Source organism: Desulfomonilia bacterium, assembly GCA_036567785.1.
GTDB lineage: Bacteria > Desulfobacterota > Desulfomonilia > UBA1062 > UBA1062 > DATCTV01.
Genome location: DATCTV010000004.1, coordinates 194079 through 216721, shown reverse-complemented (window position 1 = coordinate 216721; position 22643 = coordinate 194079). Strand labels below are relative to the sequence as shown.

Below are 22643 nucleotides of genomic sequence, written 5' to 3'. Positions count from 1 at the left end.
TTCTAAATATTGTATTGACAGACTACTAGTTTGAGAATATGCAAATCTATTGAAATCACCCAATAAATTTATTAAGAAAGGGGCACCTATAATGTCGGAAGTATCCTTGAAGATTGACGGTAAAGAGGTCAAAGTTCCAGCCGGAACAACAATTCTAGAAGCGGCAAAAAAGGCGGACATTACAATTCCAACCCTTTGTGCATGGCAGAACATAAACCATACCCCTGGTGCATGCAGGGTGTGCGTGGTCGAAGTCGAAGGGATGCGCAATCTTGTTGCTTCATGTGTGTTTCCGGTAAGTGATAATATGGTGGTGCATACGAACTCCGCAAGAGTAAGAAACGCCAGAAAGATGATAATTGAACTGCTGCTTTCAAATCATCCGAGCGAATGCAATTTCTGCATCAGAAATGGAAACTGCGAACTTCAGAAAGTTGCTGAGTTTGCCAATGTCAGAAGGGTGAGGTTCGAATATCCTGATTTCACTAAGGCTGAAATCGATGATTCAAGCCCGTCGATCGTCAGGGACAACAGAAAATGCATACACTGCCATCGCTGCGTAACCGTATGTGCACAGGTGCAGTCGGTCAACGCGTTGAGTCCGGTAAAGAGAGGACCTCATGTCGAAGTTGCTCCGGCATTCAACCTTCCTATCGGCGAAACAAACTGCATCAACTGCGGCCAGTGCGTAATGGCATGCCCGGTAGGCGCATTGTACGAAAAGGATGATGTTGATAAAGTATGGGCCGCTCTTCAGGATCCCACGAAGCATGTCGTTGTTCAGGAAGCTCCGGCAATCCGTGCAAATCTTGGGGAAGAGTTCGGCATGCCCCCGGGATCGCTTGTAACAGGAAAGATGATAGCCGCTCTCCGCAGACTTGGCTTTGACAAAGTTTTCGATACGAACTTCACTGCTGACCTTACGATTATTGAGGAAGGAAATGAGCTTCTGAAGAGGGTCAAGGAAGGCGGAACCCTGCCGATGGTCACATCGTGCAGCCCGGGCTGGATAAAGTTCTGCGAACATTTCTATCCTGATCTTCTCGATCACCTTTCTACATGCAAATCACCGCAGCAGATGTTCGGCGCGCTTGCGAAGACATATTATGCACAGTTCGCAAACATAGATCCGAAAGACATAGTAAGCGTTTCCATCATGCCCTGCACCGCGAAGAAGTATGAAGCAAGCCGTCCCGAGATGTGCTCTAGCGGATACCGTGATGTGGACTATGTTCTTACGACCAGGGAACTGGGCCGCATGATAAAAGAAGCTGGTATAGATTTCGTCAACCTGCCGGACGAGGAATTTGATGCGCCAATGGGCGAGTACACAGGAGCAGGTACGATATTCGGTGCGACAGGCGGTGTTATGGAAGCGGCCCTGAGAACCGTATATGCAGTCGTTACTGGACACGACCTGCCGAGTCTGGACATTACACCGGTTCGCGGTCTTGAAGGTGTCAAGGAAGCCGAGGTTGAAGTTGGGCCTCTCGGAAAAGTCAAGATAGCGGTTGCCCACGGGCTCGGAAATGCAAGGAAGATCATGGATCTCATCAGGGATAAGAAAGCGGATTATGCATTCATAGAGATAATGGCCTGCCCGGGCGGATGCGTGGCCGGCGGCGGTTCGCCGATTCCGACAAACGACGAGATCAGAATGCTGCGTGCAGGAGCCCTTTACAAGGATGACGGCCAGGTGCAGCAGAAGCGCCAGTCCCATGAAAATGAATCCGTCAAGAAGCTCTATGAAAACTTCCTCAAAGAACCGCTCGGACACAAATCTCACGATCTTCTTCATACCCATTATGTAAAGAGGGGTGTTGCAGTACCTCATATAGAAGATGAAGGATGCTGTGGCTGTTCAAAACATTGATTCATTGACCTGAATCAAGGAAAATAGAGGGCTTGACTGGTAATTCTGGTCAAGCCCTTTTAATTTGACGAGCGGAGGTGTGAGTGTGCAGAAGTATCGGGTCGAACATGATCTTCTCGGAGAACTTGATGTTCCGGTAGCGGCATATTGGGGCATACACACTCAAAGGGCCCTCGGAAATTTTGCACTGAGCCCAAGGAAGGTGAATGCCGGTCTGATACATGCATTGGCGCTGGTAAAAAAGGCCTGCTGTCTTGCGAACGTGGAGACGTTATGGATGAAGCCGGACAAGGCCCTGGCGATTTCAGATGCCTGTGACGAGGTGGCTTCGGGCAGGTGGGATTCTGAATTTCCGCTCGATGCCATGCAGGGCGGGGCCGGCACCTCGACGAACATGAACGTCAATGAAGTTATTGCCAACAGGGCTATAGAGATATTGAACGGTGAAAAAGGTGACTATTCGATCGTTAATCCTATAGACGACATTAACCTTCACCAGTCCACGAACGATGTCTATCCAACCGCTGTCAAGGTTGCCGCGATATATGCCCTCAGAAGACTAAGCCGGGACATTGCGGCCCTTCAGGGAGAATTCCAGAAAAAGGAAAAGGAGTTCGGTGAAATCGTTAAGATGGGCAGGACCGAGATGCAGGAGGCGGTTCCTCTTACTCTGGGAATGGAGTTTTCAGCCTTCTCTGAGGCATTAGGGCGTGATCGCTGGCGTACTTTCAAATGCGAGGAAAGGCTCAGGGTGGTCAATCTCGGCGGGACCGCTATAGGCACCGGCATTTCCGCCCCGAAGGACTATATATTCCTTGTGATTGAAAAATTGAGGGATGTCACCGGCCTTGGACTGAGCCGCGGCGAGAATCTAGCCGGAGAGACCGCGAACGCGGACGCATTCGTCGAGGTTTCGGGCATCATGAAGGCTCATGCATCGAACCTGATAAAGATCGCAGGCGATCTGAGGCTTATGAACATGCTGGGAGAAATAAGGCTTCCTTCCATGCAGGCGGGTTCATCGGCCATGCCGGGAAAGATCAATCCGGTGATCGCGGAGGCGGTGATTCAGGCAGGGATACGCGTTGTTGCGAACGACCTCATCGTAACTGAAGCTGCGAACCGCTCGACGTTCCAGATAATAGAGTTCATGCCCATGCTGGCCGATGCACTGCTCGAAAGCATGGACATTCTCTCAAATGTGGATATCATGTTGGCCGGGCATGTTTCAGGCATTTCGGCAGACGCAGAAAAATGCGCCGGGATTGCCCATGCAAGCCCAATGATCATAACGGCGCTTGTGCCGTACATAGGTTATGAGAAGGCGACGGAAATAATAAATGGATATAAGGCTGCTGATGGTAAGGATTTCAGGACCTATCTGAAAGATCTGCTCGGTGAAGAACTGGTTGACAGGGCGCTTGATCCTTATTCGCTTACGGCCCTTGGATTCAAGGGCAAGGGACCATATAAGAAGTAAAGGGCATAATAATGCAGGAAACGCCAAAAGCCAACAGACTCAATATTGCAATATTCGGCAGGACAAATGTCGGAAAATCGAGCCTCATGAATATGCTTATAGGTCAGGACTATGCAATAACCTCTCCTGTTGCAGGCACGACAACCGATGTTGTTGAGAAGGCATGCGAACTCCTGCCGCTCGGACCCGTGCTTTTTCTGGACACGGCAGGAGTCGATGACATTTCGGAACTTGCTCAATTGAGGCTTAATAAAACCCGTAAGATATATGACAGGGCCGATGTCATTCTGCTTGTGACGGAACCGGACACATGGACAACATTCGAAGATGAAGTTCTTTTGAAGGCCGGTGAGAATAAAATACCTGTCATCGTCATCATAAATAAAAACGATCTTGTCAAACCTGCGCAGGCGTTTCTGGATGATATCAGGGGAAAAAATTCTAGAGTTGTAGAGGTTTCAAGCATCGGATCATCCGGCAGGGATGCCTATGTGAATGCCATCAAACAGCAGCTGATAGAGGTCGCCCCGGATGACTTCATTGAACCACCCAGGCTTATAGGTGATCTTGTGAATCCGGGCGGCATTGCAATACTTGTCGTGCCCATTGACCTGCAGGCGCCAAAGGGAAGGCTAATTCTGCCGCAGGTGCAGACGATTAGGGATACGCTTGACAATGATGCCGCTGCATTCGTGGTCAAGGAACGGGAACTCCCGGCCATGCTCGCAATGCTTAATAAAAAGCCGGATGTTGTCGTTACTGATTCCCAGGCGATATTGAAGGTTTCTGCGGATGTGCCCAGGGATATCAGGCTCACGACATTTTCCATTCTTTTCGCCAGACAGAAAGGAGACTTGTCAATCGCGGCACAGGGCGCTGCTGAAATCGACAAGCTGAAACCCGGCGACAGGGTCCTTATTGCAGAGGCCTGTACGCATCATGCGCTGGAAGACGATATCGGAAGGGTGAAAATTCCAAGGTGGCTGAGGCAGTATCTCGGCTTTGATGTCAAAGCAGATGCGTATGCAGGCAGGGATTATCCGGAAAATCTTTCCGAATACAAACTGATCATTCACTGCGGCGGATGCATGCTGACCAGACGGGAAATGATGAGCAGAATACAAAAGGCGCATCAGGCAGGTGCGGCGATTACAAATTACGGGGTGGCCATCTCATTCCTGCAGGGCGTTATCAGGCGTTCTCTGGAGCCATTCCCGGCAGCGCTCATGGCGTTTGAAAAAAAGATGAACAATTAAAAAGGAAGTGCTTTATGAAAGACTTTATCGATGATGAGAAGATTCAACATGTTCTGGATGTTTCCGCCGGACCTGAAAAAAGAAGGGTAGAGGATGTTCTTGTTAAAGCCAGGGAATTGAAAGGCCTCACTCCTGAAGAAACGGCAGTGCTTCTGCAGACCGAGGATAAAGAGCTTGTACATGAAATACTTATGACTGCGCGCTATGTGAAAGAATCGATATACGGCAACCGGCTGGTACTCTTTGCGCCCCTTTATATAGCCAACCACTGTGCCAACAACTGCCTTTACTGCGGGTTCAGACGCGCCAACAAGGAGCTTAAGAGGGTTGCGCTCACGATGGAAGAGATAGCGGCTGAGGCTCAGGCCATCGAGGCCGAAGGCCACAAACGCATACTTATGCTTTGCGGGGAACACCCGACACGCTCAAGCCTGGACTATTTTATCGAGGCGATCGAGACGGTATACGCAACGACAAATTTCAACGGGGAAATCAGGCGCATCAATGTCGAGGTTGCGCCGCTGGAAGTCGATGAGTTCAAGAGATTAAAGGCTGCAAAGATCGGCACATACCTGCTTTTCCAGGAGACGTACCACCATGCGACATATAAGAAGATGCACCCGACAGGCCCGAAGAAAAACTATGAATACAGGGTGACGGCAATGCACCGTGCGCAGGAGGCCGGCATTGACGATGTGGGGATGGGCGCGTTATTCGGGCTTTATGACTACAGGTTCGAGGTCCTGGGGCTTTTGTATCATGCCCAGAATCTTGAAAAGACATGCGGGGTGGGGCCGCATACGATCTCGATACCGAGGCTGGAACCCGCACTTAATGCACCTGCGGCAATAAAACCGCCGCATCCGGTAAGTGATGAAGAATTCAAAAAGCTTGTTGCCATACTGAGACTGGCGGTTCCGTATACCGGGATGATACTTACCACCCGCGAATCTGCTGCGCTCAGAAACGAAATATTCAGTCTGGGGGTATCACAGATAAGTGCAGGATCTCGCACGAATCCCGGCGGATATCATGACCACGGCGGCAATGATTTCATGGCGGCCCAGTTCAATCTCGGCGATACGCGCTCTCTCGATGAAGTAATTTACGAGATAGTTCAGCAGGGGCTTATCCCCAGCTTCTGCACTGCATGCTACAGGCTCGGAAGAACAGGCGCCGACTTTATGGAACTGGCCAAACCCGGGCTTATAAAAAAATTCTGCAGGACAAACGCCATACTCACTTTCGAAGAATACCTTCTTGACTATGCGAGCAAGAAAACAAAAAAGGCGGGAATGAAGCTTGTGGAAAAGCTGCTTGCAGATACCGGAAGTGCAGGCCTCAAACGTACGATAAACAGCAGGCTAAGGCGCATGGAAAACGGGGAAAGGGATCTGTATATTTAAAAAAATGGTTGAGAGTGGTGAGTAGTGAGTGGTGAACTGGAAAAAACAAAATCTTACAATAAAAGCAAAATCATAAAAATTCTGTCTGAGGATGATCCTTCCGCCCTGTTAGCTGAGGCTGACGAGGCAAGAAGAAACTACATCGGTGACGAGGTTTATCTGAGGGGAATAATCGAATTTTCGAACTACTGTATTCAGGACTGTCATTATTGCGGACTGGGATGCAACAATAACAAGCTCGAAAGATACCGGATGTCCGATGATGAGATACTTTCCGGCGCCAGGGAGATTTTAAAATCCGGGATAGGTACCGTTGTTCTTCAGTCGGGTGAGGATACGTTTTACTCCACGCAAAAAATTGTAAGCCTCATCAAAAGGATAAAAGATGAAACAGGCCTTGTCATAACGCTTTCAACCGGCGAATGGCCCCTTAAGGCGTTCGAACTTTTCAAAGAGGCGGGGGCGGACAGATACCTGCTCAAGCACGAAACCTCGGACGGTAATCTGTATAAGCAGATCAAATCAGGTGGCGATCAATCATACAGAATTAAATGTCTGAAGCATCTTAAAACTCTGGGTTTTGAAACCGGCTCGGGTGTCATGGTGGGACTTCCCGGGCAGACGTTGGAATCTCTGGCCGGAGACATAATGATGTTCAAGGAGCTTGACATCGATATGATAGGGATAGGTCCTTTCATACCGCATCCCGATACCCTTCTGGCAGGAAATCCTGCAGGCAGTCCCGAACTTGTTCTTAAAATGATCGCCTTGACGCGCATTGTGACCCGGAACACTAACATCCCCGCAACAACCGCACTTACGACCATCGACCCGAAAAACCGCGTCAGGTCGCTCATGGCAGGCGCCAATGTCATCATGCCGGATTTTACGCCGGCTAAGTACAGAAAACTCTACGAGATATATCCCGGCAAGGGCTCAAGCCCGGCTGAACCTTCCGAGATCATGGACGGCATCAGGAGGGACATCGAGGCAGCTGGCAGAATTATAGGCCCCGGCCCGGGCAACCGCAGAAATAATTAAACCTCAGAATAGGATATTTTTCATAAAACCAATAATCAGTCTGCTGCAGGGAATTCCTCTTTGTAGAAGACCTCCTCCTTTTTCTCCATCCACCTGCGGTAATACTCCTTGTCCAGAACCGTCATGCAAAGAGGAGGATATCCTGTGACCTGGCTGACATGGGCCTTGATCGCATCGGATTTGATGCTGCCGAGGTCGCTTATGTCAAAAGCAAGGTCCCACATGGGAGGCCTGGGGCGCTGTCTTGAATTGGCCAGTGTACAGTATTTGAATGCAGGCCCCTTGTTCGGCCAGAACAGGTCGCCGATGCAGCAGAAACCGAGATCGATTATAAATTCGTCATGGACCACCATGCTGAGCAGTGTTACCGGGATCTTCATGTTGGAGCTCACGGCAAGTGCGGCTGATTTTGCGCAATAGTAGTCGACGCGGTGGTCAGGGTGGCCGTCCCAGCCTGAACCTGAGATTATAGTAAGGTTTTGGGTGCCTTCAGGCACAAGCCCCTGCACCAGTTCTGTTATCTCGGCAATTGCATTTGTACCTTCAGTGTTGAGGGTATCGATGCGCTTACCTTTAACCAGTTTTGTAGCAGAAACCATGCCTTTATCAGGATACCTCAGGAAATGGATATATGACGGGTCAAGGCCGAGTACGGCCCATGCGTTTCTTGTCTCGTTTTCTCTGAGCTCAACTATTTTCTGTCTTCTTATCTCTTCGCTCGTCTCATGACATTTTCCCCTGCCGCCTGCGGCGTCACCCGAGGAGAGGTACACAGCCTGTACAAGGGTATCAGGATCATGGCACGCCCTGTAAATTGTCCCTGCAGCCATGATGCTCTCATCGTCGGGATGCGGGGAAATGACTATCAACGCCTTCTTCTTTACAACCTCACTGTCTGAAAACATATCTGCAGCATAAGACGACGATTGGGACGCATTGTCTTTTGAATCCACCTTGCAGCAGCAAAGAGATGCGGCGATCATAAAAAGAAAAACGGTCTTCATCAGTTTTGAGTTCTTCACACAGATTCCCTCTCCAATGGAATCAGCAGTTCTCACTTATTACCGATAACGTGAATGAGCGTATCGAGGGCCATTTTCATGTTGTTGAGGTCGATCCTGTGCATATTGTCTGCTGCGGAATGAAAACCGCCCATTCCCTGGCCGGGAATGCCTGTGTTGCAAAGAGTTATGGCGGGTATGCCCTTTGCCATGAAACATACGGAATCGTCCGTGCTTGACGGGCCTTTATCGATAATCCTGCCTGAGACGGCTTTGAATGCCTTTCCGACCTCATTCACGAGACCCGGATCTGCAGGATAATGTCTGAGGAACACCCCGTTACTTTCAAAGTAGGCGAGATTGCCGCTCTGTCCGACGCAATCGAGGTTTATGAGCATTGCAGGTATCTTCCTTCCGTTGTTGCCTGACGGGAAGAACTCATTGACATATGCCTGAGCGCCAAGAAGATTCAGTTCTTCGCCTGTGGTGAGAAGTATTGTGACGGCATTGTTTGACATGGGCACCCTGCCGCTTTGGATTTCCTTTGCAAGTTCGACCAGAATGGCGACACTTGCCGCGTCGTCCACTGCGCCGGGGGATTTGTCGTCAACAAAGACATATCCGAAGAAGCTCAATCCGAAAAGTATCCAGTATGCCGCCAGAACCACCGCTATGAGCATTGATATTCCGGAAAAAATCCTGTTTTTTGCAAAACGTTTACTTCTGCCGATCAAATATATCAGGGGTGTGATCAATCCCAGAACGATTGCCGCGGGGATGAGCCTGTAGATATGTGCCCTCTGTATATGGTCGAACAGAGCGGTTTTCGAGTCCATATGAGCCGCGAATATAAGCTCCCTTGTCGCGGCCGGGTTCGGGAACTGGATTATGATGTTCTCCGCCGGTTTTGTGATAAGCCATGAAACAATGCTCACGAAGTATTCGAACTCCAGTATCAGCACAGCAGGGATGAGCAATGCGGTTATTATCGCAGCTACGGGTTTTTTCCTTATGATAAAGACAGCAAGGATTATGCCGAGCAATGCTATAGTGATGCCTATAAGAAAGTCCAGCCGGGGCTTCAGTGCAAATTCCTGGATGGTATATGGGATGTTATAGGGATAGAGCAGCTCCTTGATGAAAACGACAATGCTGTCATAAGTGTTGCTGTAGCTTGGTCTTGGTACGGCTATATGATCGAGTATTTCCTGCATATTCATTTCTGTCCCCATCCTTTCTCCGAGATTTGTTTGAGGGCTTCTTTTTCAAGCGCGGCAAGATCCACTTTTGCAATACGTATATCGCTTGCCGAGACCATGCCCATGAGCCACGGCCAGTCCCGTTTGATGTTGCTCGTATAATAGCTGATGTATGCGAATCCGTCCCTGATCACGACACCATTGTAGGACGTGTCGCCTGCACTCGGTAAATCGGTCAGGCGTGCAAGCCCCGTGGGCGTTACGAGGAAAAGTGACGTGCGCTTCTTTGCGAATATGCTGCCGAAGTAGTTTACCGGGCCGGGCCTGTAGGGGTTGTACCTGCCAGCCGCATATATCCTGCCGTTATATGAAAAGAGCGCAGGTCCGTCCAGTCTTGTAGTGAAATCACTCACAGGCTCTGACCATTTGGTATATGGCGGCAAAGCCACCTCGATATTCGTACTGGCCTTTTTATCGCCGAAAAGGCTGTCAGAACCTTCCATGCGCATTGTTGCTATCATGCCGCCCCCGGGCAGAAATTCGATATCCGTTTCGTCGTTGCGGTCATTCGCACCGGTAATTTCATTCCTGCCGTTATGTATGGTGGAGACCATTTCCCATTTTATGCCGTCAGTTGATTTGAACAGGGCCGATTTGCCATGTTCGTACCAGTAGGCAGGGACATACCAGATTTTTCCGTCAAATGATTTCGGATTCCAGAAAAGCCAGCCGTTTTGCTCTTTGATTTCGGTCAGCGGGGCCCATATCATCCCGTTATCGGTGAAAGTGAAGGCAGTCGTGTAAGGTTCCGCCTCGAACCTGATGCTCTTGAGCACATAAAGCATTAGCCTGCCGTTAATCACCGCGAATTTGGGGTCACGAATGTCTTCGCCCGGTACTCTGAATTCAGTGACCTTTACCCAGTTTTTTGCATCCTTTGACCGCCAGACCATGAGCTTGCATTTGGGTGTGGCGAAATGATACGGCGAGTTGGCGTGCACCAGCCAGAAATCATTGTTCCAGTTGATCATGTGGGTGTTTGAGTTGTGCATTCCGTCTGATACCGCAGTCCATGACTCAGCTATTATTGCGGGATTAACCTCGGATTTGTTTGGTCTTATCCACATGTAAAAGACTGTCAATCCAATGATCAGGATGAAAGCAATGAGTGCAATTGCCGCGTATTTGAGGATTTTAAGAATAAACTTCATTAAAGGCCTCCCTTACTGCAATCTACTTTGATCTGAAAAGTATCTCTACCACATTTCCAACATATTGTTCATCACTTATCCAAACATAGGCCTCCTGTGGTGAATTCGACAATATTTTTTAAGATGCCTCTTTTACCGATAATGATACAGCATATACCGCATAATAATACACGTCCATGCCCGGCATGCTTAAAGATGTTGATCGGAAATTTCATTTCTTTCCAAATGTGTCTTACACCTCTTTTTCATGACAGATCTTCCTGCCATGCATAAGAGGCCTGCAGTTCCGAGGACGGTATAGCCCAGAAAACTTATGACATAGGACCAGTAAACGGCTTTTGAATCATTGGGGGATATGTTTGCCATAGACTTGTACATATCATATTGCGAAATCATGGCCTGTTCCATCATTTGGGGCATTTTCGCCCCGAATATCATAAGCGTTGAAAGACATATGAATGCAATCGTCGTCCACATGATTGTTTTTATCATTGGCGGGGCGTCGCTGTCATGCTGCTTAACGAGCGCAACGATGATAAGTATGCTGGCGGCGCTCCCGAAAAGAATCTGTATATAATTATAGACTGAATGATGATTTGTTACGTCCAGCCCAAGAAGGAGGCCTTGAACAAATACAGTGGCGAACGTGAGCGTATGGTACATGCCGGTGAAAGGCTTCAGCATTTTTGATGCGCCCGGCCGGGCGGCCCCCTGTCTTGGAGGGATCGGTTTTGTCAGGATGTCTTCTTCTGATAGCGTTCCCTGAAGGGCGGCGCAGGCATGGTCTATGACGTTTTTTGCCCTTATTGCATTCCCAAGTCTTTTAAGGGATGGGATTTCTTCATCATGAACCGGGGTGATAATCCTGCATATGCATGAGGCGCCCATAGAATAGTTCAGTGCTAGTGATATCAATGAAATAATGAGGATGAACAAGAGTGCCGAATCAAGAAAACCATGCCTAGCAGCATTCGAGAAATAAATTATTACAGAGGCAAACAGGATTAATCCGGCTGTATAATTGAAGTTCCGTGAAAAATTTGTTCTTTGTATGACTACCGCCTGGATATCTTTGAAATAGAAGCGCCTGTAGGTTTCAGTTACGCCGTTGCTTTCAACAAGCAGAAGGTGATCGTCCGTGTGCCACAATGAGCAGCTGCGCCCGATTGAGTGCAGAAAGCCGCTTTTTCTTCCCCGGCCTGGGAGCTTTCTGTAGGATGAGGCGGTTGCATCAGGCAATGAGAGTCCCCCCTCTTTTTATGTGAAAATGAGGCTGAATACATATGCCCAGCCCAGGATCTGCATGGAAGAGATGATAATGGCGGCAATGAATTTATATTTTGAACGTGAAACTATGCTGGCGGGTATTTTAAAGTATCTGACTGCCAGATAGAATGATATCGGTGCGGTAAAGATCGTTATCGGAAAAAGGATCAGAGGATAGAACGAAAGCTTCAGAGAAATGGAGTCATAGAGCGTCCTGCTTGAATCGAGGTTTAATATGCGCCTTTTTTTTCTGTCCTCCTCAAGACAACCGGGGCAGATGTGAGAGCCGTCAAACTCAATATCGCATACACTGCACAGAAAGCGGCCGCAGCTTTCACATGAAATAAGGGCTGTATTCTCAGGATGGTAAAAGCATACAGACTCGCCTTCAGATATCGATTCCGATATATTGACGTTTTTGCCGGAATAAAGGGCGGGATAAACGCGGACCATGGTCTGGGTGTTACACTTGGAACAGGGAAAGAAGCTGTCCCTGTTGTAAAAAGATACGGGGATCATGTCCCCGCATCTTTTGCAGGCGATGCCCCCTGTCATCTCTCTTTCCAGATCACCCTCGTATCGCAGATGCGGTCATGTAGAGCCCGGCATTCATCATCGAAAGCAACCATCAGGTAGCCTATAAACAGAATAATGCCGCTCAGCATCTGAGCAAAATAGCGGGCGAACGCCCTTGAATAGCTTACCCTGCTGCCGTCCGGTCTTATTATTCTAAGCCCGCAGATCATTTTCCCGGGCGTGGCACCGTATTTTCCGACAAAGAATGTAGGATATCCGATATCGACTGTAATCTGGATTATAATTAAAATCATGAAGGGCATGATGAATTGTTTGAACATCTCTGGATTACTCGTCATGGCGTCGGACATGTCAGGCATTGACGTGAATGATGAAAAGACGAACTGCAACGCAAGATTTGCAGCGCCCAATATGACGGCATCGATAATATATGCCGCAACCCTTATCCAGAACCCGGCATAATTGAAGACACCCAGGGGTGAGATACCTTCCCTCATCTTCTGGACATAGGTATTCTTGCAGCCTGCGCAGATATACCTGTCTCCGAACTTTGCAAGATATGAAGAAGGGAATATGTTTTTGCATTCGGCGCACAGCTGGGAGTTTCCCGGTTTATCCTGTCCTGGTGAACTGCCCGGTGAGATGGCTGCCGGTGCAGGATTATTGGCGGACGAAGCGGCCGCCGGCAGGTCCCCCCTCATTTTATCTGTGAGCTGGCCGTAAAAAATCCACTTGGGAAGGTCTTCATTCCATACATAGGTGTCGGCTTTAACTGTTTCATTAAGGACGAGCTGCCTCATCTTTCCGGTATCGACCGGTCCCAGCCTTTTCCCGTCAATCTGATAATACCAGTTCATGTCCGACTCTCCTTTGATCTTTAATAAAGAAAAGTTTGCAGATTAAATCACTTATCGACTGATCTGGAATATATTTTAAATTTTAAAATTGAAACCATTTTATACTTCCAGGAACAGATGACGGCGAGATAGGCAGGATGAAACATTATCTTAATGATTTCAAGGCCCTGATATTGCCATACAGGATTTGTCAATTGCAGGATATGCGTTTTCCGGGATGGGTTTTATGCACAGGTGTTTATGTTGACAGGGCATGGCATATCTTCTATAACTCCGGCAATCTTATTTCATCGGGGGATAAAACCTTGGAGGACATCGGGCGGTTAACAAGGCAGCGCATAGAAAAATTCGATGCACTGAAAAAAGAATACGGAGTGGCTCACTTTCCGAATACGTATAAAAAGGATACGGATGTCTGCGACTTTATAAAAGAATATTCCCCTCTTGATGCAGAAAAACTTCACAGTATCGATAAAATACATAAAATGGCCGGCCGCATCATGGCTGTACGCATATTCGGCAAGGCGGCCTTCATACATTTTCAGGATGGTTCGGGAAAGCTTCAGGCATTCTTTGAAAAGGCTAAACTCGGGGAAAAGGCATATGAGCTTTTCAAAAAACTGGATGTCGGCGATATAATCGGTTTATGGGGCACACCCATTAAAACGAAGACAGGAGAGCTTTCAGTATATACTCAGGGTTTTGAGCTGCTGACGAAGAATTTTCAGCCCCTGCCGGAGAAATGGCACGGGCTCACCGATGTCGAGACAAGATACCGTCAGAGATACGCCGATCTGATAATGTCCTCTGAAGTAAAGGAAGTCTTCCTGAAAAGGACAAAAATAATCAAAGCCCTCAGGTCATACATGGATAACCTCGGTTTTGTCGAGGTCGAAACCCCAATGATGCAGAGCATACCGGGAGGTGCCACGGCCAAGCCTTTCAAGACGCATCACAATGCCCTTAATATGGACCTTTATATGAGGATAGCGCCCGAACTCTATCTCAAAAGGCTGGTAGTCGGGGGCTTTGAACGGGTCTATGAAATCAATCGCAATTTCAGGAACGAGGGCATATCGACCAGACATAACCCGGAATTCACCATGATGGAATTCTATATGGCCTATGCTGACTACAAAGATCTGATGAAACTGACCGAAGAGATGATTTCAACGATTGCCATGGATGTACTTGGTACGGCAAAAGTCGTTTATCAGGGTACTGAAATTGATTTTTCACCTCCATGGCAGTCTTTTACGATGAAAGAGGCTATAACGGCCGTGGGAAAAGCAGGCGCCGATATCATTGAAGATCGTAACAAGGCCATGGCTTTCTGCAGGGAAAAAGGATTTCCCGTCACCGGAAGCGAAGGCCTCGGCGAACTGCAGACCATAATCTTTGAAGAGACATGCGAGGACAAACTCACGGGTCCTGTATTTATTACGTCTTACCCGACCGAAGTTTCACCGCTTTCACGCCGTAACACGGAAGACCCCTCCATAGTCGACCGTTTTGAGCTCTACATTGCCGGCAGGGAAATAGCCAATGCATTCAGCGAGCTCAATGATCCGTTCGACCAGAAAGAGCGTTTTGAAAAGCAGCTTGCAGACAAAGAGGGTCCGGGAGAGCTTGATGAAGATTATATCAGGGCGCTTGAGTATGGCATGCCGCCGGCAGCTGGAGAGGGAATTGGAATAGACAGGCTTGTCATGCTGCTTACCGACAGCCCCTCGATAAGAGACGTGATACTATTCCCGCTTCTTCGTAAAGGAGAATAATCCTGAGATTTGAGTATTTTGTTGCACGCAAATACCTGAGGGCAAAGAAAAGCCAGGGTTTCATAAGCTTTACTTCCGCCCTGTCTGTTTTTGGAATAGCCATCGGCGTCATGGCGCTGATAGTCGTTATTTCTGTCATGAACGGCTTCGAGGAGGACATCAAGGCAAAGCTTCTGGGTACCCAGTCACACATTGTTGTTACAAGCTTGAGCGACAGCATGACCGATCCTGAAAAGCTTCTGCCCGGTATAATGTCCGTAGAAGGAGTGGAGGGCGCAACGCCGTTCATACTTTCGGAAGGGCTGATGTCCGCATCCGGATCGATCAAGGGCATAGTCATAAGGGGTATCGATACGGCAACCGCAGGTAAAGTCATAAGACTTCAGGATATCATCAAAAACGGCGTGTCCTTGAAACAGATGGGAGAATCGGATATCCTGCTGGGCTCGGAGCTTGCCAGAAATCTGGGTGCGACACCCGGTGATGTTGTAACGCTCGTTTCCCCTTCAGGAATAGTGACGCCTCTGGGGCTTATGCCCAAATCCATAAGTTTTACGGTCAAAGGGATATTTTCCACCGGCATGTATGAATATGATTCGAACATGGTCTATATTACTCTTCCTGCCGCTATGAAGCTTATGATGAAGGACGTGCCTACAGGGATAGAAATAAAGGTGAGGGATATCTATCAGGCAGGCGCAATCTCAAAGGCGATTCTTGAAAGAATCGGTCCGGGATACTGGGCTACCACCTGGAAGGAAATGAACAGGAGCCTCTTCTCAGCCCTTAAAATGGAAAAGACCGTGATGTGGATAATCCTGCTGTTTATTATACTTGTCGCTGTGTTCAGTATAATCAGCATGCTCATCATGCTCGTGATGGAAAAGAGAAAAGAGATTGCAATACTCAAGTCGATGGGTGCGACTTCTTCACAGATACTCGGAATATTTATCATAATGGGTATGGTGATCGGCCTGAGCGGAACGATCCTCGGGCTTGTTTTAGGGCTTGGACTTACTTATAACCTGGATTCAGTAGTGAATGCCGTCGAGTTCATCTTCGGAATAGAGGTGATGCCGAAGGATGTGTATTACATTACGGGCCTTCCCACCAGGGTCTTTCCCATCGAAATAATCATTATCGCTTTGAGTTCGATAATTCTTTCATTTTTCGCAACCATATATCCTGCAAGGCAGGCTGCCAGACAGGATCCTGTAGAGGTGCTCCGCTATGAAGGCTGAGACTTCCATCAGCGCCCTTGGGTTATTCAAGACCTTCCATAAGGCAAAACACGGGATCGAGGTACTGAAAGGGCTTGATATCAGCGTTGATAAAGGGGAAGGGGTTGCTGTTATCGGGGCGTCGGGAACAGGCAAAAGCACGCTCCTTCATCTGCTCGGCGGTCTGGAAAAGCCCGACAGCGGGAGTATTTATTACGGAGACAAAAACATCTGCACGATGAAAGATAATGACCTCTCGGCCCTGAGAAATAAGATGATAGGTTTTGTTTTCCAGTTCCATTTTCTGCTCCCTGAATTTACGGCGCTTGAAAACATTTATATCCCGGCCATGATTTCATCTGGGAATATGAAGATTGCAAAGAAAAGGGCCCTTGAGCTTCTTGACATCGTAGGGCTTGCCGACAGGGCAATACACAAACCGGGAGAGCTTTCAGGCGGCGAACAGCAGAGGGTTTCTCTGGCAAGGGCTCTGATGATGTCGCCGGAGATACTTCTTGCAGACGAACCGACAGGAGACCTTGATCCTTCGACCGGCGAGATGCTGGCCGAACTTCTTGTCAAACTTAAAAAAGATATGGGTGTTACAATGATTATCGTCACGCACAATCATGATCTTGCGAGACTCATGGATAGAACATTGATACTCAAGGGAGGGATGCTTGAAAGATACACTCTGTAAACTGTTATCGTTGCTGCTCCTGGCGCTCCTCTTCCCTGTATGCCTTGCGGCAGCGGATATTGAGGTCCTGTCCCTGAACAAGGAGCTTTCCGATTTCATTTCGGATGTACCCTGCGTGACCCTGAAGGACACTGCCAAGTTAAGGCTTGATGTCTATACCAAAGACGGACTTGTCGAGGTAAAGGATTCTGACGGGATAGGCTATAAGGCTGCAACGCTTGGTGATGCTGCAAACGGTTATCTCAGAATGAAAGATGTATGTGTTATAAAAGAGATAAAAATAAACGGAACCAAGCGCATATCAAGTGACGCCGTAAGGTTCAGGATAAGGACCGCCCCCGGAGATATAATCCACAGGCTCGCAATCAGAAAAGATATTGAGGAAATATACTCCATGGGATATTTTGAGAGCTGTAATGCATCGAGCGAGAATAATATCCTTACCTTCAATGTGACTGAATATCCAGTTGTCGTTAAGATTGAGATCAAAGGCAATAAGAAATTGGAAGAGAAGAAGATACTTGAGGCTTCCGAGGTCAAGAGATTCGATATACTCAATACACGTTCGCTTAAAACTGCGGTCGACAGGATAAAAGCCCTCTACAGGGAAAAGGGTTATTATAATGTCAGTGTTGAAAACGAGATTCAGGAAACAGACGGCGGAATAATTCTCACATTTGTCATCAAGGAAAATGAAAAGCTCTGGGTAAAAGAAGTAACATTTGACGGAGTGAGCCGTAAAAGGACCTGGTGGGAGCCATGGAAAGACCCTTATTCCGGAATGAAGAATTCCATGAAAACCCAGAAGAAAAGCTGGTGGAACCCCATGGACTGGTTTTCAGACAGGGGCGCATACACAGAAAGTGATATGGATACTGACCTGCTGCGGCTTGAGGAATACTTTGGAAACGAGGGATATCTTCAGGCCAAGGTTGGAAGGCCGAAAGTCGAGATAAAGGAAAATAAGGGAATCTATATAACTGTGCCGGTCGAAGAAGGCCCTCTTTTCAGACTCGGGAATATCGATGCAGAAGGTGACCTGATCGTTCCCAAGGAAAAAATTATTAAGGCCCTTGGAATGGAAAAGGGTGACATCATGAGCAAGATGGCACTGTATATGGGTATTGAAAGAGTGAGAGATATATATATGGACAGGGGTTATGCCTCTGTCCAGATAAAACCGGTGACAACCGAAAGAGAGGGTCATGTAATAGACATGACCCTTGATATCAAGCAGAACAAACCTGTTCATATCGATGAAGTGATTATCCGGAACAACAAGAAAACCCGGGACAAGGTTATAAGAAGAGAATTGAAACTGCAGGAAACATCACTGTTTTCATCTACAAAGCTCAGAGACAGCAGAGACAACCTTAACAGGCTCGGATATTTTTCCAAAGTGGATATCAATCAGGTCCCGAGCGAAAAAGAAGACGAGATGGACCTTATGGTGGATATCGAGGAGAATCCGACAGGTGCTTTCACCTTTGGAATTGCCTACTCAAGCATCGATAAGGTAATGGGGCAGGTGGAAGTCAGTGAGAATAACCTTTTCGGGCTCGGACTGAAAGCCAAGGCAAGTATAGAATACGGGTCGACCAGAAAAAACTACAACATATATCTGCAGGAACCATGGCTGATGGGGTATCCTGTTGCGGTAAGCACAAGAGTCTATGACCAGGAACGCGTTCTTACATATTATACCAGGGAATCAAGGGGATTTTCAGTCGGTATGAGTTTCCCTATTATTGAGGAATTCAGATATAATATATTATATAATTATGATTATGTCCTTCCTTTCACGGATGTGGACGAATCATATGAGCCCTGGCTGACAACGGTGGAAATTGAAGGCGGCCTCAACAGCAGCATTACAAACACGATCTCAAGGGTAACGACAAATGATTTCTACCGTCCGACGCGCGGAATGGATGCGTCTGTATCATTGCAGTATTCAGGCCTGGGAGGAGATTATCACTATACAAGATTAGGAGCCAATGTGGCGCAGTTTTTCCCTTTGTATAAAAACATATTTGCCCTGATGCTAAAGGGAAGATGGGGAACCATAAACGGTGGTGAGGGTCAGGATGTTCCCACATCAGAATTGTACACCCTCGGAGGGATGAACTCTATACGAGGCTTCGATTATGGTGATATCGGGCCCAGAGACAATTACGGCAATGTCGTTGGCGGAAACAGGATGGTGGTATTCAACGGTGAAATAACCTTCCCCATAGGAGCCGTACCGGGCCTTTCAGGTGTCGTATTTGTTGATGCGGGTAACGCATTCAACAACACGATTGATTTGAACAATCTTAAAAAATCATGCGGAGCCGGAATAAGATGGGTTACGCCAATGGGGCCGTTGAGGCTTGAGTATGGATGGGTAATCGATCCCGAAGAGTATGATCCCTCAGGTAAATGGGATTTCACCATCGGGGCGTTTTTCTAAAAATAAAGCTGGAGGTAATTATGAGAAAGTTGTCATTGATAGCACTTATCTGTCTTATGGTTGGTTTGGCTGCAAACCTTGCATATGCTGAGGGAAATAAAATTGGTACCATTGACATTAACAGGGTGATGAATGACAGCAAGCAGGGCAAGGCGATCCAGGCCACAATGAATAAAATGTTTCAGGACAAGCAGGCTGAGGCTGAGAAATATTACCAGAAAGTAAAAAGTATAAGTGATCAGCTCAGTGCGGAGACGCCTGCCATGAAACAGGATGCCAAGGCAAAACTGATGAAGCAGTATCAGCAGGCCACTCAGGAACTGAAGAAGTTCGAGGACAGTGCGGACAGCGAACTGCAGAGCAAGAAAGCAGCTCTTGTCCGACCGATGCAGGATGCCCTTGTCGAATTGATTAACAATTTTGCGAAGAAAAATGCCTATGATTATATTTTTATGAGAGAGGCCCTGGTTTATGCACCTGAAAGTTCTGATATTACACAGATAATCCTGGATGCCTTTGACAAGGAATACCTGGATAATATGGCAAAGGAATCAGCCAAAACGCCTGCCCCTGCAACAAAGGACAGTCCAAAGAAATAAATGCTTTTATCCAGAATATCAGAAGCCATAGGCGGTGTGCTTAACGGCAGGGATGTTGAGATTACAGGAATCTCTACTCTTGAGGAAGCGGGTCCTCACGATATTTCGTTTCTGTCAAATCCTAAATATGCACATATGGCGCTTACCTCAAAGGCAGGCGCCATAATTGTATCATCCCTTATAGATAGAGAGATTCCACAGATTATCGTGGCGAATCCGTATCTTGGCTTTGCCGGTACGCTCAAGCTTCTGTATCCTGAAAAAACACACAAACCGGGCATATCGGAAATGGCCTCCATATGCGCAGGCGCAGTCATCGGAAAGAGCTCTACGGTTTTCCCCAATGTCTATGTTGGCGAGAATTCTGAAATCGGCGAAAAATGCGTGATATATCCTGGTTGCTTTATAGGAGACGGATGCAGAATTTCGGATGGATGTATCCTGTATCCCAACGTTGTTGTCTATGAAGGCTCTGTTATCGGCAGGGAATGCATAATCCATTCCGGTGTTGTCATAGGAGGTGACGGATTCGGTTTTGTCTGGGACGGAGAAAAACATCTCAAGATCCCTCAGAAAGGAATAGTGAAGATTGGTGACTTCGTGGAAATCGGCGCCAACTGTACAATTGACAGGGCGGCACTTACTGAAACGGTAATAGGGAATGATGTGAAAATCGATGATATGGTTCATATAGCCCACAATGTCAATGTGGGTGATCACTCGATAATCGTTGCCCAGACCGGCATAGCGGGAAGCTCCAAACTTGGCCGTCATGTCACGCTGGCCGGACAGAGCGGTATAGTCGGCCATGTAAACATTGGCGACGGCTGTGTTGTGGCGTCGAAGGCCGGCGTGCACAACGATCTCAAACCCGGATCAATAGTATCCGGCGCCCCGGCCATGGATCACAAGAGATGGCTGAGGGTGCAGGCCATTATCAAAAACCTGCCCGAGCTTCTGAAAAGGGTGCAGGAGCTTGAAAGGAGGCTTGATGCCAGGGATTAATTCAACTTCCGTAATATCCGGTAAGGCCGTTATTCAAGGAGGCGTCGAGATAGGGCCTTACTGTGTAATAGGAGACGATGTCGAGATAGGGGAGGGCACATATATAGGGCCGCATACCATGATAAACGGCCCTACAGTCATCGGAAAAGGATGCAGGTTTGAGGGTTATGCCAGTGCCGGAGGGCCGCCTCAGGACCTCAAATATAATGGGGAAAAGACAAGGCTCGAGATAGGCGACAATAACCTGTTCAGGGAATTCGTAACGCTGAACCGGGGGACAGCAGGCGGCGGCGGTGTAACCAGAATCGGCGACGGCAACCTGCTCATGGCATACTGCCATGTGGCACATGACTGTCAGCTCGGCAGCAATATCGTTATGGGAAACCTCGCTACACTGGGCGGGCATGTCCACATCGAAGACAGGGTCATCATCGGCGGGATGTCAGCCATACACCAGTTCACAAAGATAGGCGCCTATACAATTATGGGCGGTGGCACGCTGGTGGGCATGGATGTGGTTCCATATGCGAAGGTGCAGGGCAACAGGGCGAAGATGTACGGCATCAATACGATAGGGCTTAAAAGAAACGGATTTTCGAATGAAACTATAGAATCAATCAACAAGGCATACCGTCTGATATTCAAAAAGGGACTCCGGCTCAAAGATGCAGTAAGAAAGATTGAAGATGAATTTGCAGGCATTCCCGAGGTTATGAGGATAGTTGAATTCATAAAAGGGTCCAAACGGGGAATTGCGAGATAGGTAAAGACGCAGGCTTTGAATATTTGAAAAGTCTGACCGGGCAGAGGCTTAATAAAAAGATGAACGATAAAATACGGGCGGCGGTTATTGGTGTAGGTTATCTCGGCAGGTTTCACGCCCAGAAATATGCAGCAATGGAAGATGTCGAGCTTGTGGCGGTGGCTGATATCGATCCCGACAGGGCAAAAGAGATTGCACTGGAAACCGGCACTGCCGCTGTTACTGATTATTCGGAACTGATCGGAAAAGTGGATGCAGTCAGCATAGTCGTTCCCACATCTCTTCACCGTGAAACGGCGATCCCCTTCTTGTTGAATGGCACAGCAGTGCTGCTGGAAAAACCCATGAGTGCCACAATAGAAGAATCTCAGGCAATCATAGATGCGGCGGAAAAAGGCGGTGCCACCCTTCAGATAGGGCATCTGGAAAGATTCAATCCGGCATTCGCCAATCTCAGGGACAGCATTACAAAACCCATGTTCATAGAGGTCCACAGGATAAGCACCTTCAAGGAAAGGGGCACGGATGTCGATGTGATACTTGACCTCATGATACATGATATAGATATAATTCTTTCCCTCGTTCATTCAAATATAGTTTCTGTTGAAGCGGTAGGCGTGCCGGTGCTAACGAATAATGTCGATATAGCAAACGCCAGACTGCGCTTCGAATCTGGCTGTATAGCGAATGTAACGGCAAGCCGCATCTCTGCGGATGTTATGAGGAAGATTCGCATATTCCAGCCCGATGCCTACATATCGATCGATTATGCAAAGAACGCCGTGGACATATTCACTCTGAGCCAGGACAAGAAAATAGGACACAAAAGACTGGAGATGTCGGAATCCGATGCGCTCAAATCCGAGATAAGGTCTTTCATCGATGCGGTTAAGGGCAAATCAAAGGTTGTAGTTGACGGGATCGCCGGGCTCAATGCGATAAAGGTGGCCCATATGATCAGACAGAATATGATACTGCCGGAAAATTAGGCCGGCACTG

19 protein-coding genes are annotated in these 22643 nt (G+C 47.9%); 13 read left to right on the top strand and 6 right to left on the bottom strand.

Annotated features, from left to right (window positions below; translation table 11 throughout):
* The first annotated feature begins 91 nt into the window (after positions 1-91).
* The 5 genes from VIS94_01855 (at position 92) to hydE (ending at position 7056) form a co-directional block, all read left to right on the top strand.
* Positions 92-1873, top strand: coding sequence for an NADH-dependent [FeFe] hydrogenase, group A6 (locus tag VIS94_01855; protein HEY9159819.1), 1782 nt, complete (start codon positions 92-94; stop codon positions 1871-1873).
* 85 nt (positions 1874-1958) lie between these two features.
* Positions 1959-3353, top strand: coding sequence for an aspartate ammonia-lyase (locus VIS94_01850; protein HEY9159818.1), 1395 nt, complete (start codon positions 1959-1961; stop codon positions 3351-3353).
* Between the two features lie 11 nt (positions 3354-3364).
* The gene (gene hydF, locus VIS94_01845; GenBank protein HEY9159817.1) at positions 3365-4609 is read left to right on the top strand and encodes a [FeFe] hydrogenase H-cluster maturation GTPase HydF; all 1245 of its coding nucleotides are present in this window, start codon (positions 3365-3367) and stop codon (positions 4607-4609) included.
* A 14-nt stretch (positions 4610-4623) separates the two neighbouring features.
* Complete coding sequence (gene hydG, locus VIS94_01840; protein ID HEY9159816.1) at positions 4624-6015, top strand: [FeFe] hydrogenase H-cluster radical SAM maturase HydG; 1392 nt, start codon at positions 4624-4626, stop codon at positions 6013-6015.
* A 24-nt stretch (positions 6016-6039) separates the two neighbouring features.
* Positions 6040-7056, top strand: coding sequence for a [FeFe] hydrogenase H-cluster radical SAM maturase HydE (hydE, locus tag VIS94_01835; protein ID HEY9159815.1), 1017 nt, complete (start codon positions 6040-6042; stop codon positions 7054-7056).
* Between the two features lie 35 nt (positions 7057-7091).
* On the opposite strand, the gene VIS94_01830 is transcribed toward hydE, so the two are convergent.
* The 6 genes from VIS94_01830 to VIS94_01805 all read right to left on the bottom strand — a co-directional run bounded on the left by VIS94_01830 (position 7092) and on the right by VIS94_01805 (position 13127).
* Entirely contained in the window at positions 7092-8078 is a 987-nt protein-coding gene (locus VIS94_01830) for a PIG-L family deacetylase (protein HEY9159814.1), read from the bottom strand.
* A 32-nt stretch (positions 8079-8110) separates the two neighbouring features.
* A complete protein-coding gene (locus VIS94_01825) occupies positions 8111-9289 on the bottom strand; it encodes a M20/M25/M40 family metallo-hydrolase (GenBank protein ID HEY9159813.1) in 1179 nt (392 codons plus the stop codon).
* On the bottom strand, positions 9274-10467 hold the full coding sequence (locus VIS94_01820) for a hypothetical protein (protein ID HEY9159812.1): 1194 nt from the start codon (positions 10465-10467) through the stop codon (positions 9274-9276). The genes VIS94_01825 and VIS94_01820 overlap by 16 nt, the downstream gene beginning before the upstream one ends.
* 189 nt (positions 10468-10656) lie before the next feature.
* A complete protein-coding gene (locus VIS94_01815) occupies positions 10657-11706 on the bottom strand; it encodes a hypothetical protein (protein ID HEY9159811.1) in 1050 nt (349 codons plus the stop codon).
* Positions 11707-11724: 18 nt separating this feature from the next.
* Positions 11725-12288 carry a hypothetical protein gene (locus tag VIS94_01810; GenBank protein HEY9159810.1) on the bottom strand — a complete coding sequence of 188 codons (564 nt, stop codon included), beginning with the start codon at positions 12286-12288 and terminating at the stop codon, positions 11725-11727.
* The gene (locus VIS94_01805; protein ID HEY9159809.1) at positions 12285-13127 is read right to left on the bottom strand and encodes an RDD family protein; all 843 of its coding nucleotides are present in this window, start codon (positions 13125-13127) and stop codon (positions 12285-12287) included. Before VIS94_01805 ends, VIS94_01810 begins: the two co-directional genes overlap by 4 nt.
* Positions 13128-13432: 305 nt before the next feature.
* Here VIS94_01805 and lysS point away from each other — a divergent pair, with 305 nt between their 5' ends.
* The 8 genes from lysS to VIS94_01765 are packed head-to-tail and all read left to right on the top strand — an operon-like array spanning position 13433 to position 22633.
* The gene (gene lysS, locus VIS94_01800; protein HEY9159808.1) at positions 13433-14905 is read left to right on the top strand and encodes a lysine--tRNA ligase; all 1473 of its coding nucleotides are present in this window, start codon (positions 13433-13435) and stop codon (positions 14903-14905) included.
* A complete protein-coding gene (locus VIS94_01795) occupies positions 14902-16146 on the top strand; it encodes a lipoprotein-releasing ABC transporter permease subunit (GenBank protein HEY9159807.1) in 1245 nt (414 codons plus the stop codon). The genes lysS and VIS94_01795 overlap by 4 nt, the downstream gene beginning before the upstream one ends.
* Positions 16136-16825 (top strand): ABC transporter ATP-binding protein, encoded by a 690-nt coding sequence (locus tag VIS94_01790; GenBank protein ID HEY9159806.1) that lies wholly within the window; start codon positions 16136-16138, stop codon positions 16823-16825. Before VIS94_01795 ends, VIS94_01790 begins: the two co-directional genes overlap by 11 nt.
* Positions 16806-19277 (top strand): outer membrane protein assembly factor BamA, encoded by a 2472-nt coding sequence (bamA, locus tag VIS94_01785; GenBank protein HEY9159805.1) that lies wholly within the window; start codon positions 16806-16808, stop codon positions 19275-19277. Before VIS94_01790 ends, bamA begins: the two co-directional genes overlap by 20 nt.
* Positions 19278-19297: 20 nt before the next feature.
* Positions 19298-19876 carry an OmpH family outer membrane protein gene (locus tag VIS94_01780; GenBank protein ID HEY9159804.1) on the top strand — a complete coding sequence of 193 codons (579 nt, stop codon included), beginning with the start codon at positions 19298-19300 and terminating at the stop codon, positions 19874-19876.
* Positions 19877-20881 carry a UDP-3-O-(3-hydroxymyristoyl)glucosamine N-acyltransferase gene (lpxD, locus tag VIS94_01775; protein HEY9159803.1) on the top strand — a complete coding sequence of 335 codons (1005 nt, stop codon included), beginning with the start codon at positions 19877-19879 and terminating at the stop codon, positions 20879-20881.
* Positions 20868-21644, top strand: a complete 777-nt coding sequence (gene lpxA / locus VIS94_01770; GenBank protein HEY9159802.1) for an acyl-ACP--UDP-N-acetylglucosamine O-acyltransferase — start codon at positions 20868-20870, stop codon at positions 21642-21644. The genes lpxD and lpxA overlap by 14 nt, the downstream gene beginning before the upstream one ends.
* Positions 21645-21703: 59 nt before the next feature.
* A complete protein-coding gene (locus tag VIS94_01765; GenBank protein HEY9159801.1) occupies positions 21704-22633 on the top strand; it encodes a Gfo/Idh/MocA family oxidoreductase in 930 nt (309 codons plus the stop codon).
* Positions 22634-22643: the final 10 nt, after the last annotated feature.

What these genes read in the sequence shown, in the direction of transcription:
- VIS94_01855 (HEY9159819.1), top strand. Translation starts at nt 92, where the DNA reads ATGTCGGAAGTATCCTTGAAGATTGACGGTAAAGAGGTCAAAGTTCCA.
- hydF (HEY9159817.1), top strand. Translation starts at nt 3,365, where the DNA reads ATGCAGGAAACGCCAAAAGCCAACAGACTCAATATTGCAATATTCGGC.
- hydG (HEY9159816.1), top strand. Translation starts at nt 4,624, where the DNA reads ATGAAAGACTTTATCGATGATGAGAAGATTCAACATGTTCTGGATGTT.
- VIS94_01825 (HEY9159813.1), bottom strand. Translation starts at nt 9,289, where the DNA reads ATGGGGACAGAAATGAATATGCAGGAAATACTCGATCATATAGCCGTA.
- VIS94_01820 (HEY9159812.1), bottom strand. Translation starts at nt 10,467, where the DNA reads ATGAAGTTTATTCTTAAAATCCTCAAATACGCGGCAATTGCACTCATT.
- VIS94_01810 (HEY9159810.1), bottom strand. Translation starts at nt 12,288, where the DNA reads ATGACAGGGGGCATCGCCTGCAAAAGATGCGGGGACATGATCCCCGTA.
- VIS94_01805 (HEY9159809.1), bottom strand. Translation starts at nt 13,127, where the DNA reads ATGAACTGGTATTATCAGATTGACGGGAAAAGGCTGGGACCGGTCGAT.
- VIS94_01790 (HEY9159806.1), top strand. Translation starts at nt 16,136, where the DNA reads ATGAAGGCTGAGACTTCCATCAGCGCCCTTGGGTTATTCAAGACCTTC.
- VIS94_01780 (HEY9159804.1), top strand. Translation starts at nt 19,298, where the DNA reads ATGAGAAAGTTGTCATTGATAGCACTTATCTGTCTTATGGTTGGTTTG.
- lpxD (HEY9159803.1), top strand. Translation starts at nt 19,877, where the DNA reads ATGCTTTTATCCAGAATATCAGAAGCCATAGGCGGTGTGCTTAACGGC.
- lpxA (HEY9159802.1), top strand. Translation starts at nt 20,868, where the DNA reads ATGCCAGGGATTAATTCAACTTCCGTAATATCCGGTAAGGCCGTTATT.
- VIS94_01765 (HEY9159801.1), top strand. Translation starts at nt 21,704, where the DNA reads ATGAACGATAAAATACGGGCGGCGGTTATTGGTGTAGGTTATCTCGGC.